The organism is Glutamicibacter sp. NPDC087583, assembly GCF_044743685.1.
GTDB lineage: Bacteria > Actinomycetota > Actinomycetes > Actinomycetales > Micrococcaceae > Glutamicibacter.
In genome coordinates, this window is sequence record NZ_JBIUWY010000001.1 from 966491 (window position 1) to 978823 (window position 12333).

Annotated in this window: 13 protein-coding genes; 12 read left to right on the top strand and 1 reads right to left on the bottom strand. The window is 65.0% G+C overall.

Annotated elements, in window-relative coordinates; translation table 11 throughout:
• Positions 1-18: 18 nt before the first annotated feature.
• The 10 genes from alaS to nusB all read left to right on the top strand — a co-directional run bounded on the left by alaS (position 19) and on the right by nusB (position 10106).
• Positions 19-2709 carry an alanine--tRNA ligase gene (gene alaS / locus ACIOU9_RS04605; protein ID WP_402696146.1) on the top strand — a complete coding sequence of 897 codons (2691 nt, stop codon included), beginning with the start codon at positions 19-21 and terminating at the stop codon, positions 2707-2709.
• Positions 2702-3175 carry a Holliday junction resolvase RuvX gene (gene ruvX, locus ACIOU9_RS04610; protein ID WP_219844133.1) on the top strand — a complete coding sequence of 158 codons (474 nt, stop codon included), beginning with the start codon at positions 2702-2704 and terminating at the stop codon, positions 3173-3175. Before alaS ends, ruvX begins: the two co-directional genes overlap by 8 nt.
• Before the next feature lie 45 nt (positions 3176-3220).
• On the top strand, positions 3221-4675 hold the full coding sequence (gene mltG, locus ACIOU9_RS04615) for an endolytic transglycosylase MltG (RefSeq protein WP_402696147.1): 1455 nt from the start codon (positions 3221-3223) through the stop codon (positions 4673-4675).
• A 73-nt stretch (positions 4676-4748) separates the two neighbouring features.
• Positions 4749-5588, top strand: a complete 840-nt coding sequence (locus ACIOU9_RS04620; RefSeq protein ID WP_133833334.1) for a shikimate dehydrogenase — start codon at positions 4749-4751, stop codon at positions 5586-5588.
• A 29-nt stretch (positions 5589-5617) separates the two neighbouring features.
• Complete coding sequence (aroC, locus tag ACIOU9_RS04625) at positions 5618-6817, top strand: chorismate synthase (protein ID WP_133833335.1); 1200 nt, start codon at positions 5618-5620, stop codon at positions 6815-6817.
• Between the two features lie 13 nt (positions 6818-6830).
• A complete protein-coding gene (locus ACIOU9_RS04630; protein ID WP_402696150.1) occupies positions 6831-7319 on the top strand; it encodes a shikimate kinase in 489 nt (162 codons plus the stop codon).
• A 79-nt stretch (positions 7320-7398) separates the two neighbouring features.
• On the top strand, positions 7399-8490 hold the full coding sequence (gene aroB / locus ACIOU9_RS04635) for a 3-dehydroquinate synthase (RefSeq protein ID WP_402696151.1): 1092 nt from the start codon (positions 7399-7401) through the stop codon (positions 8488-8490).
• Between the two features lie 4 nt (positions 8491-8494).
• Positions 8495-9025, top strand: a complete 531-nt coding sequence (locus tag ACIOU9_RS04640; protein ID WP_105658301.1) for a tol-pal system YbgF family protein — start codon at positions 8495-8497, stop codon at positions 9023-9025.
• Positions 9026-9135: 110 nt separating this feature from the next.
• Positions 9136-9696, top strand: a complete 561-nt coding sequence (gene efp, locus ACIOU9_RS04645) for an elongation factor P (RefSeq protein WP_013349066.1) — start codon at positions 9136-9138, stop codon at positions 9694-9696.
• Positions 9696-10106, top strand: coding sequence for a transcription antitermination factor NusB (gene nusB / locus ACIOU9_RS04650; RefSeq protein WP_105658302.1), 411 nt, complete (start codon positions 9696-9698; stop codon positions 10104-10106). Before efp ends, nusB begins: the two co-directional genes overlap by 1 nt.
• A 69-nt stretch (positions 10107-10175) precedes the next feature.
• Here the strand turns inward: nusB and ACIOU9_RS04655 are convergent, their stop codons facing one another.
• The gene (locus tag ACIOU9_RS04655; protein WP_181148996.1) at positions 10176-10322 is read right to left on the bottom strand and encodes a hypothetical protein; all 147 of its coding nucleotides are present in this window, start codon (positions 10320-10322) and stop codon (positions 10176-10178) included.
• A 480-nt stretch (positions 10323-10802) separates the two neighbouring features.
• Here ACIOU9_RS04655 and pyrR point away from each other — a divergent pair, with 480 nt between their 5' ends.
• The gene (pyrR, locus tag ACIOU9_RS04660) at positions 10803-11372 is read left to right on the top strand and encodes a bifunctional pyr operon transcriptional regulator/uracil phosphoribosyltransferase PyrR (RefSeq protein ID WP_105658359.1); all 570 of its coding nucleotides are present in this window, start codon (positions 10803-10805) and stop codon (positions 11370-11372) included.
• Complete coding sequence (locus ACIOU9_RS04665) at positions 11369-12331, top strand: aspartate carbamoyltransferase catalytic subunit (protein WP_105658303.1); 963 nt, start codon at positions 11369-11371, stop codon at positions 12329-12331. Before pyrR ends, ACIOU9_RS04665 begins: the two co-directional genes overlap by 4 nt.
• Positions 12332-12333 lie beyond the last annotated feature (2 nt).

Below are 12333 nucleotides of genomic sequence, written 5' to 3' on the forward strand. Positions count from 1 at the left end.
GGGATCATCCGTAACACGATGAAAACGCAGGAAATTGCCCGTCGTTGGGTCGACTTTTTCGTCTCGAAGGGCCATACGGCGGTACCTAGTGCCTCGCTGGTCTCGGCCGACCCTTCGCTGTTGTTCACGGTGGCCGGCATGGTCCCGTTCATCCCTTACCTCACCGCGCGCGAAGAGCCCCCGTACTCCCGTGCGACCTCCGTGCAGAAGTGCATCCGCACCGGCGATATCGAAGAAGTGGGCAAGACCGCGCGTCACGGCACCTTCTTCCAGATGTGCGGCAACTTCTCCTTCGGCGACTACTTCAAGAACGAAGCCATCCACTTCGCCTGGGAGCTGCTGACCAGCTCCGTCGAAGACGGCGGCTACGGCCTGGACAAGGAACGCCTGTGGGTCACCGTCTACGAAGACGGAGACGAGAAGGACCTTGAAGCCCGCCGCATCTGGGAAGAAGAGATCGGCATGCCTACCGAGCGCGTTGTAGGCACCGGCAAGGAAGACAACTACTGGAATACCGGCCAGCCCGGCCCCGGCGGTCCATGCTCCGAGATCTACTACGACCGCGGCCCCGCCTACGGTGTCGAGGGCGGCCCAGCGGTCGACGAGACCCGCTACGTGGAAATCTGGAACCTCGTGTTCATGCAGTACCGACTCTCCGCGGTACGTTCCAAGACCGACTTCGATGTGGCCGGCGAACTGCCCAAGCGCAACATCGATACCGGCCTGGGCCTGGAACGACTAGCCATGATCCTGCAGGGCGTCGAGAACATGTACGAGACCGACCAGGTCCGTCCGGTGCTCGACAAGGCCGCCGAGCTTGCCGGCGTCACCTACACCTCCACAGAGGATCCAGCCGACCCGAACCACGACACCGACGTGCGCCTGCGCATGATCGCGGACCACATCCGCTCCTCGCTGATGCTGATCTCCGACCAGGTCACCCCGGGCAATGAAGGTCGCGGCTATGTGCTGCGCCGGCTGATCCGCCGCGCCGTGCGCGCAATGCGCCTGATGGGCGTGGACACCGAGGTGCTCCCCGAGCTGCTCCCGGTATCGCGCGACGCCATGAAGGGCGTCTACCCCGAGGTGGAGGCCGATTTCGAGCGCATTGCCCGCATCGCCTACGCCGAGGAGCGCGCTTTCCGCCGCACCATCGCTTCGGGCACCACGCGCCTGGACGAGGCACTGGGCCACGCCAAGGAGGAAGGCAAGAACCTCTCCGGCGATGACGCCTTCACCCTGCACGACACCTTCGGCTTCCCGATCGACCTCACCTTGGAGATCGCCGCCGAAGCAGGCCTGTCCGTGGACGAGTCGCGTTTCCGCGAACTGATGAACGAGCAGCGCACCCGCGCCCAGAAGGACGCCAAGGCCAAGAAGGCCGGCCACGCCGACCTTTCGGTGTACACCCAGCTGGCCGAGGCCGGCAACGTGCACTTCACCGGCTATGACACCCTCGAAGGCGAATCCTCCATCCGCGGCATCATCCGCGATGGCCAGGTTGTGCCATTCGCCGAGCAGGGCCAGGAAATCGACCTGGTGCTCAACGAAACCCCGTTCTATGCCGAGTCCGGCGGCCAGGCAGGCGACAGCGGCCTGATCACCGGCGACGGCTTCGTGCTGGAAGTCACCGACGTGCAGGCCCCGGTCAAGGGCCTGAACGTGCACAAGGTCATCGTGCGCGAAGGCGAATTGCCAGCCGAAGCACTGGTTCGCACCCAGGTCGACGCGGTGCGCCGCCGCTCCGGCGAGCAGGCGCACTCCGCCACCCACCTGGTGCACGCCGCGCTGCGCGAGCTGCTTGGCCCAACGGCCACCCAGGCCGGTTCCTTCAACAAGGCCGGCTACCTGCGCTTCGACTTCTCCTGGGCCGAGGCGCTCTCCGCCGCGGCACGCAGCGAAGTCGAGGAGGTAGTGAACCTGGCCATCGCCTCGAACTACCAGGTCGTCACCAATGAGATGGCGCTGTCCGAGGCGAAGAAGCTGGGCGCCATGAGCCTGTTCGGGGAGAAGTACTCCAACGACGTGCGCGTGGTCGAGATGAACGGCGACTGGTCGCGCGAGCTGTGCGGCGGTACCCACGTGGACACCACCGCGCGCATCGGCCAGCTGACCTTGCTCTCGGAGGCTTCGGTCGGTTCGGGCAATCGCCGCGTCGAGGCCCTGGTCGGCATGGAAGCCTTCCGCCACGGAGCCGCCGAGCGCGCCCTGGTTTCCGAGCTCTCGGGCCTGTTCCGCGTTCCATCCAGCCAGGTGTCCGAGCGCGTCAACGACACCGTTGCCAAGCTGAAGGCCGCCGAGAAGCAGATCGCCGAGCTCAAGAGCCAGGCCATGCTGGCCCAGTCCGCAGCGCTGCTGCAGAAGGTCGCCACCATCGGCAGCACCCGACTGCTGGCCCACAACGCCGGGCAGATCGACTCGGCTGACGCCCTGCGCACCATGGCACTGGACCTGCGCGCCAAGCTGGGTTCCGAAGCCGCAGTCATCGTGCTGATCGGCGTGGCCAACGGCCGCCCGCTGGTGCTGGCTGTGACCAACGACGAGGCCCGCGCCAACGGCTTCAAGGCCGGCGCGCTGGTGCGCACCGCTACCGGCGTGCTCGGCGGCGGAGGCGGCGGCAAGGACGATATGGCACAGGGCGGTGGCCAGGACGCATCGAAGATCGATGACGCACTGGCTGCAATCCAGGCGGCACTGGCCAATGGCTAATGCCGCTCTCGGCGTCGACGTGGGCCTGGCCCGCGTCGGCGTCGCCGCATCTGATCCCTCCGGAATCCTCGCCACTCCGGTGATGACCCTGCGCCGGGATGCGAAGAAGAACTCGGATCTGCGGATGCTTCTGCGCATCATTGCCGATCGCGGCGTCACCGAGGTATTCATCGGGGAGCCGAAATCACTGGCTGGCAACGCGACCGAATCCACTAAAATGGCACGTGACTACGCGATTGCCTTGGCCCAGGAAGCTGCAAGCGCTAATATCGAGCTTGAGGTTTTCATGGTCGACGAACGCCTGAGCACCGTGAACGCGCATCGCTCGTTGCACGCCTCGGGCAAGAAGATGGAAGATCACCGCAAGGTGGTCGACCAGGTCGCGGCCACTGAGATCTTGCAGCAAGTGCTGGAAATGCGACGCAACAATGTGCGCGTACAAGCCAGCCGGATTGTGCTGCGCTAGCCCACAACAGCTAGGGCACCACAAAGACCCGAGAGATGAGAGTTGATGCGAGAAGAAGCCCGCCATGAACGGCAACGCGAAACGCATCGCGCGCTATACGAACGCTTTGCCGCCGGCACTGGCTTGCCGATCGAACAACCCTCAGAACCGGAACTGACCGGCACCGGGGATTACCGCCAATTGCTGGCGGCGGCCGAGGACAGCTGGCAGGAGCCCGCAGACCAGGAAGCCCCGGACGGGGAAGGAACCGACACCAGGTTCCTCCCCGCCCAGGCAGCCGCCTCCTCCGATGCGCCAGCATTTGCCGGGCACGAAGATGCCGCCCAGGAGCACTACCCGGAAGAGCCCGAAGCCGCGCAGCAGTCCGCGGTGCTCAGCGGCGATCCCCACGATGACCAAGCTGCCCAGGCCGCCGCCGCCGGCAAGGCCCAGCGGCGCAAGCGCACCAAGCGCAAGCGCAACCTGGTCATGCTGGCCACCGTGCTGATCTTCGCACTGGTGGTCGCCGGCTCGGTCTACTTCGTCAAGTCCGTGCTCAAGCAGTTCAACCCGGACGACTATCCAGGCCCAGGCGGCGCCGCGGTGGAATTCACCGTGGAAGATGGCTGGGGCTTGAAGATCATTTCGCGCAAGCTCGAGGAGCTCGATGTCGTCTCCAGCGACGGCCTGTTCACCGACGCCGTCGCGGACTCCGAAGCGCAGAGCAAGCTGATCCACCCCGGCACCTACCTGCTCAAGAAGCAGATGCCAGCGGCCGACGCGGCAGATATCCTCGTGAACCAGCGTCCGGACAAGGTCTTCTACATCGGGCTGAAGGCCAATATGCGCCTGGACGCGGCGATCAAGGAGATTGCCAAGGGCTCGGGACTGGCGGAAAAGGATCTGCAGGCGCTGGCCAAGAAGCCGCAGCAATTCGGCCTGCCTGCCTCGGTGCCGAGCCTCGAAGGCTGGCTGCACCCGGGGGAGTACCGCTTCCCGCTGAACGCCGACGCCGAAGAAGTCCTGGGCGAACTGGTCAAGGCCACCAAGGCTTCCCTGGAGCAGGCCGGCATCACCGACCTCGAAGAGGGCTACCGCACCCTGAAGGTCGCCTCGATCCTGCAGGCCGAGGCACGCACCCCGGACTACGCCACGGTCGCCGGCGCGATCGAGAACCGCCTGGACCCGGGCAACCGCGAAACCCACGGGCTGCTGCAGGTCGACTCCTCGGTGATCTACGGGCTGGACCGCTACTCGCTGCAGTTCAGCGCCCAGGAGAAGCAGGACGCGTCGAACAAGTACAACACCTATGTGCACACCGGCCTGCCGCCAACCCCCTTGGGCTCGCCGGCGAATTCTGCGATCGAGGCTGCTGCCCATCCGGAAAGCAACGGCTACTACTACTGGGTGACGGTCAACATCGAAACCGGTGAAACCAAATTCGCCTCGACCTACGCTGAGCACCGGCAGAACCAGGCAGAATTCCGCGCCTGGTGCAACCAGAATCCAGGAGTCTGCTAGCGCGGATTCCCGTGCTTGCCAGCCGCACTGCTGCCGCTGTGCGGGCAGCCACAAGCAGAAAGTCCATGAAGCCATGAAGCAGGCAGCCGTTCTCGGCCACCCCATCAGCCACTCCAAGTCGCCGGTGCTGCACCGCGCCGCCTACCAGCTGCTCGGCGTGCCGATCAGCTACAGCGCGATCGATCTGGAACCGGGGGATGCTGCCGGGCACGCGGCCGAGCTGCGCGCAGGAAACTGGGCGGGCTGCTCGGTCACCATGCCGCTGAAGGATGCGTTCGTGCCGCAGATGGATGAGCTGTCCGCCCGCGTGCAACGCCTTGGTGCGCTGAACACCGTGGTGGTCCGCGAAGACGGCACCCTCTACGGGGAAAACACCGACATCGAGGGCCTGGTCCAGGCCCTGGCGGATTTCGGGCTCGCCCGCAGCGCGCAAGCGATGGTCCTGGGTTCGGGCAACACCGCGCTGGCCGCCATCGAGGCCGCCGCAGAAATCGGCGCCCGGCAGCTGACGCTGGTGGTGCGCGCAGCCTCCCGTGCCACCCGCGCTGTCGAATTGGCCCGCGAGCTCGGGATGGAAACGTCCGTCCACGAGATTTCGGGCATCGGCCAGGAGCTGGCCGCCACGCTCAACGAGATTCCGCTGGTCTTCTCCACCCTGCCGCCGCACGCGGCCGATGACTGGGTGCCGGCGATCGGCGCAGGCACCGGAATCCTGCTGGATGTCGCCTACGATCCGTGGCCTTCGGCCTTGGCCCGGGCCTGGCAGGGAACCGTGATCAGCGGGCTGCATATGCTGGTGCACCAGGCGGTGGAACAAGTGCGGCTCTTCAGCGCCGGCGCATGGGAGGAATCGCGTCGCATGGACGTCACAAATGCGATGTATGACTCTTTGGGTCTGGCCCGACACCAGTAATCAGTTCGTGCCATGGCAAAATAGATGACATGTTGCGTTGGTTGACCGCGGGCGAATCGCATGGCCCGGCACTTGTTGGAATTCTCGAAGGACTACCCGCCGGAGTATCGGTGGATAGCGAAGCAGTGCGAGAGGCACTGGCGCGCCGACGCCTCGGCTATGGCCGCGGCGCGCGCATGAAGTTTGAAAAGGACCAGGTCACCTTCCTTGGAGGTGTCCGCCATGGCAAGACCCAGGGCGGCCCGGTAGCCATTGAAATCGGCAACACCGAATGGCCCAAGTGGGAACGCGTGATGAACGCTGATCCGGTGGACCTGGATGAACTGGCCTCGATGGCGCGCAATGCGCCACTGACCCGGCCGCGTCCGGGGCACGCCGATTTCACCGGCATGCAGAAGTACGGCTTCGAGGACGCCCGCCCGATCCTGGAGCGCGCCAGCGCCCGCGAGACCGCGGCCCGTGTCGCCTTGGGCACCGTGGCTTCCCGTTTCCTGAACGACTTGGGCATCCAGCTCGTTTCGCACACCACCGCCGTCGGCTCCGTGGCTGCCCCAGCCGATGCGCCGCTTCCCACGGCCGCCGACGTTGCGGCGCTGGATAACGACCCGCTGCGCTGCTTCCACCAGGAAACCAGCGAGGCGATGGTCGCCGAAGTCGATGACGCGCACAAGGCAGGGGAGACCCTGGGCGGCGTCGTCGAGGTCCTGGCCTACAACCTGCCTCCGGGCATCGGCTCCTACGTGCACTGGGACCGCCGCCTGGACGCACGCCTGGCCGCGGCCCTGATGGGCATCCAGGCCATCAAGGGCGTGGAGGTCGGCGACGGCTTCGCCACGGCCGCCCGACGCGGCTCGGCCGCCCACGACGAGATCGTGCACGCCGAAGACGGCAGCATCAAGCGCAACTCGAACCGCGCCGGCGGCATCGAGGGCGGCATGAGCATCGGCGAGGTGCTGCGCGTGCGCGCCGGCATGAAGCCGATCGCCACCGTGCCCCGGGCCCTGCGCACCGTGGACACCGCCACCGGCGAGGACACCACCGCGCACCACCAGCGTTCGGATGTCTGTGCGGTGCCGGCAGCCGGCGTCGTGGCAGAAGCAATGGTCGCCCTGGTGCTCGCCCAGTCCCTGCTGGAGAAGTTCGGCGGCGACTCGGTGGCCGAAACCAAGCGCAATATCGAGTCCTACCTGGCGAACATCCCGGGCAACCTGGGTTCGACCGGCGTCTAGGAAGCGCGCTTCAATGATCTACCTCATTGGTCCGATGGCCAGTGGCAAGTCCACCGTGGGCAGGTCACTGGCCACGGCCCTTTCTACGAGCTTTGCGGATTCGGACGCGGCCATCGTCGCCCACCATGGAACCATCGCGCAGATCTTCGCCGAGCACGGCGAGGCGCATTTCCGCGACCTGGAAGTCCAGGCGCTGTGCCGGCTGCGTACCGGCGTGGTCGCCACCGGGGGAGGCGCAGTGCTGCGCGAAGAGAACCAGCAGCTGCTTTCGCGCGGGACGGTGATCTACCTGGCGCTGGGTGAACAGGCCGCCGCCGAGCGCATCAAGGGCGACGGGCACCGCCCGCTGCTGGCTGGTGACCAAGCCCTCAACAGCTGGATCTCCGTTTACGAAAAACGCCGCCCCATCTACGAAATGCTCGCTGACGTGCACGTTCTGGTGGATGGAAAGTCCGTTCCGCAAATTATCGACGAGCTTTTGCCGCAGCTGGAAGCGCTGTGATTAGCCTCACGAGATGCAACTTCTGGCCGAACGCACGCGTACGCTGGAAAAATCACCACCATCAGGAGGAACTAGACTGATGCCTATCGCACCGACCACTCTGAAGGTCACCGGAAGCACCCCAGGGGAGTCATACCCTGTCATGGTCGGCAACGGCCTGCTGGGCCACTTGCCCGAACTGCTTGGCCCCGCGGTCAAGAAGGTCCTGGTCATCCACCCGCGGGCCCTGCGCGCCACCGGCGACGTCGTGCGCGACGAGCTGGCGAAGTCCGGCCTGGAAGCATTGACCGCAGAGATTCCGGACGCCGAAGAGGGCAAGCACATCCAAGTCGCCTCCTTCTGCTGGGAAGTGCTGGGCAAGAACGATTTCACCCGTTCCGATGCCGTGATCTCCGTGGGCGGCGGCGCCGTCACCGACGTCGCTGGTTTTGTCGCAGCCACCTGGCTGCGCGGCGTGAAGGTCATCCAGATCCCTACCTCGCTGCTGGCCATGGTCGACGCTGCCGTAGGCGGCAAGACCGGGATCAACACCGCCGAAGGCAAGAACCTGGTTGGCGCCTTCCACCCGCCAGCAGGCGTGCTCGCCGATCTGGACGCGCTGGCCACCTTGCCGAAGAACGAGCTGGTGACCGGCATGGCCGAGATCGTCAAGTGCGGATTCATCGCCGACGAGCGCATCCTGGAACTGATCGAAGAAGATCCGGCCGATGCCATCGACCCGGCCAGCGACCGCTTGCGCGAACTGGTCGAGCGCACCATCGCGGTGAAGGTCGACGTGGTTTCCCGCGACCTGAAGGAAGCCGGCGACCGTGAATTCCTGAACTACGGCCACACCCTGGCCCACGCCATCGAGCTGTCCGAACGCTACCAGATGCGCCATGGTGCCGCCGTGTCCATCGGGCTGGCCTTCGCCGCCGAATTGGGCCGCTCGGTAGGGTACACCTCCGACGCGGTGGCCGATCGCCACGTCGCGATCCTCAAGTCCCTTGGCCTGCCGACCACCTACCGCAATGACCGCTGGGCTGCACTGCTCGATGGCATGAAGCGCGACAAGAAGGCCCGCGGCAGCCAGCTGCGCTTCGTCGTGCTGGAAGAAATCGGCAAGCCGCGCATCTACGAAGTCCCCGATAACTCGCTGCTCTTCGCCGCCTACCAGGAAATCGGGGAGTAACTACATGGTCGACTACACCGCATACGCCATTGACGTCGCATCGGTAAACCGCGAAGGTGTCGGCACCGCCGTAGAGGGCGTGCTGATCGACCCCCAAACGCTGAAGCCCTACATCGCCGACGAGGCCGCGGCCGAGCAGCAGCTGCTGGTCGGTTCCCCTACCGACCAGGTCATGGTACTGCTGGCGCGTGGGGAGCTGGTGAAAGCCGGCGAGCTGATCGCTGAATCGCGTTTCGTGGATCCAACCAACGCCCACCTGCGTGTGCTGGACACCGAGCTGACCCGCATGCAGGGCGACTTCGATCGCGCGATCAACCGACTGCGCAAGCTGGCCGAGGAATTCGCCGGCACCGCATACGAGCCGCTGATCCACCACCACGCTGGCCTGTCCTTCTTCGCGAAGGGCGATTTCAAGGCGGCGGCAACCCGTTTCCGCAAGGCCCTGGATCTGCGCATCGCGCTGGACGACGACGCGTACCTGGTCAACGCCGCAAGCACCTGCATGCAAATTGCCGAGGAGCGCGCCGCGCAGTAATGCGCGCCACCGTGTGAAACCCTTTGTACCGCATGGTGCGTAGGGTAAACTTGGAGATGGATTTTTGATAATGCCGGCGCTAGCTGGCGAAAATAGAGGATTGAGGAACCGTGGCGGATACAACTGACATCAAGAATGGACAGGTCATCAAGATCGATGGCCAGCTTTGGACCATCATTGACTTCCAGCACGTCAAGCCAGGCAAGGGCGGCGCATTCGTTCGCACCAAGATGCGCAACGTCATGTCCGGGAAGGTCTTGGACAAGACCTACAACGCTGGCACCAAGATCGAGCTGGCCACCGTTGACCGCCGCGACTACCAGTACCTCTACCAGGATGGCGAAGACTACGTCTTCATGAACCTGGAAGATTACGACCAGATCACCGTGTCCGGCACCACCGTTGGTGATGCAGCAGGCTTCCTGCTGGAGAACCAGGAACTGACCATCGCCATGTACGATGGCAGCCCACTGTACCTGGAACTGCCAGCTTCGGTCATCCTGGAAATCACCTACACCGAGCCAGGCCTGCAGGGCGACCGCTCGTCGGCTGGCACCAAGCCGGCAACCCTGGAAACCGGCAAGGAAATCCAGGTTCCGCTGTTCGTTGAGCAGAACACCAAGGTCAAGGTCGACACCCGCACCGGCGACTACCTGGGTCGTGTCAACTAGTGAGAGCCCGCGCCAAAGCCCGTCGCCGAGCTCTTGAGTTCCTGTTCGAAGCCGAAGCCCGCGATGTCAATCCGCTGGCCGTAGCCATCGCACGACGGGAAAACTCGGATATCGTACTCAACGAGTACTCGCTGACGATCATCGAAGGCGTTACCGCACACCTGGACCGCATTGACGAAGTTCTCGAGAGCTACGTCAAGGACTGGACCATCGAGCGCATGCCAGCGGTTGACCGCAGCGCACTGCGCATCGGCGTGTGGGAGCTGCTTTACAACGATGACGTTCCCGATGCAGTAGCCGTGGCTGAAGCCGTGGTGAACGTCCGGGAATTGTCCACCGATGAATCGCCGGAGTTCGTCAATGGCGTTTTGGGTCGCATCCAGAGCGTCAAGGACACCCTGGTCGACTAATTCGATCCTCATCATTCCGAGCCCGGGCCGGAACCCCTTTCACGGGGTTCCGGCCCGGGCTTTTTTGCGTTAAGCCGTTGCCTGTCGCGGCTCGGCCCCGGGCAGGATCACGGCGAAGCAGGCGGAGCGGGCTACCTGCACGGCGACCTGCTGGCCACGGGCTCGAATGCCGGGGGCTGGATGCTTTGCTGCTGTCCAGGCGCTCGGTCCTGCCATCCACGCTCGGACTGCTTGTCCTGCCGCACCATCCGGGTGAAGGGAGCGGGTCTGGCGTACCTGGATCTCCCGGGCTGATCCGGCGGGCAGGAACTCGGGTCCGCCGGGACCCGAGTTCGACGGAGCGGCGCAAATCCTGGATGAGCAGTACGCGCGGCATAGCGGGCCTGCGGATCTGCTGCGCGAATGCCTTGCCCGGACGCGCGGGCCGATCATGCACCAGGAATCCCGGGCCCACGCCACTTCGCGGGTGTGTCGATCGCAACACATCTGCGCGCGGGGCCAAGGCCAAGCGCAGGGATCTGCGTGGTTCTGCCGGTCGCACGAAGCCGCCGGCCGATCGCTGTGACCGATCCCATGCCCTATTCAGTGTCATGCATAGGTTTCCGCTAGGGAATCAGCTCCCGCTCGTGATAATTTGAGTTAGCAATATTCCTTTAAATCCCGTCCCGTGAGGCGGAGAAGGGAGAGGTGCACAGCATGAATGAAAATTCAGTGCCAGATGCTGCCCGCACGGTATTAACCGGCGACGACATCGAACGTGTACTCACTCGCGTAGCTTTCGAGATCATCGAGGCCAACAAGGGCACCGACGACCTGGTGCTCCTGGGCATTCCCAGCCGGGGTTTCCCGCTGGCACAGCGGCTGGCAGCGCGAATCGCGGCCACCGCCCCGGGCAACCTGGACCCGGCATCCCTGGTAGGCCAGCTCGACATCACCATGTACCGTGATGATCTGCGCCACTCCACCACCCGCACCCCGTCGCCGACGCGCCTGCCAGCAGGCGGCATCGAAGGCAAGGTCGTGGTCCTGGTTGACGACGTCCTGTACTCCGGACGCACCATCCGCGCCGCCCTGGATGCCCTGGCAGACTGGGGCCGCCCCCGCATCGTGCGGCTGGCCGTCCTGGTTGACCGCGGGCATCGGGAACTGCCGATCCGCGCCGATCATGTGGGCAAGAACCTGCCGACAGCCAAGAGCGAAAAGGTGCGCGTGCACTTGGCGGAAATCGATGGGAAAAACGAAGTCGTGATCGAGGGCGCCGCGTGAAACACCTGCTATCCACCGCGGACCTGACCCGCGAAGAAGCCATCGCCATCCTTGATATTGCCGAAGAGATGCGCGAGTCCTCGACCCGTGCCATCAAGAAGCTTCCGGCCCTGCGCGGTCGCACCGTGGTGAACCTCTTCTTCGAGGACTCCACCCGCACCCGGATTTCCTTCGAAGCCGCCGCCAAGCGATTGAGCGCGGACGTCATCAATTTCTCGGCCAAGGGCTCGAGCGTTTCCAAGGGCGAGTCCCTGAAGGATACCGCCCAGACCCTGTTGGCCATTGGTGCCGACGCAGTAGTCATCCGCCACCCGGACTCCGGCGCACCTGCACGCCTGGCAGCCACCGACTGGATCGGCCTGCCGATCGTCAACGCCGGGGATGGCACCCACGAACACCCCACCCAGGCGCTGCTGGACGCATTCACCCTGCGCCGCCAGGTGGCATTGCGCGATGGCACCAGCCCGGCAGGCCGCGGCCTGGACGGACTGAAGGTCGCGATCGTCGGGGATATCCTGCATTCGCGCGTGGCCCGCTCCAACCTGTGGCTGCTGAACACCCTCGGTGCCGAAGTGACGATGGTGGCCCCTCCGACCCTGCTGCCTTTCGGCGCCGGCTCCTGGCCCTGCGCCATCAGCTACGACCTGGATGCAGTGATCGCCTCGGGCGTTGACGCGCTGATGATGCTGCGCGTGCAGGGCGAGCGCATGAACGCCGCGTACTTCCCGAACCCCCGCGAATACTCGCGCTACTGGGGACTGGACGATGCACGCCTGGCACAGTTGGACGCCTCGGGCGCCGAAACCCTGATCATGCACCCGGGCCCGATGAACCGCGGCCTGGAAATCTCCTCGGCCGCCGCGGATTCGCCGCGCTCCACCGTGCTCGACCAGGTCACCAATGGCGTGGCCGTGCGCATGGCCAGCCTCTACATGCTCCTCTCCGGCGACCTGATCTGAAG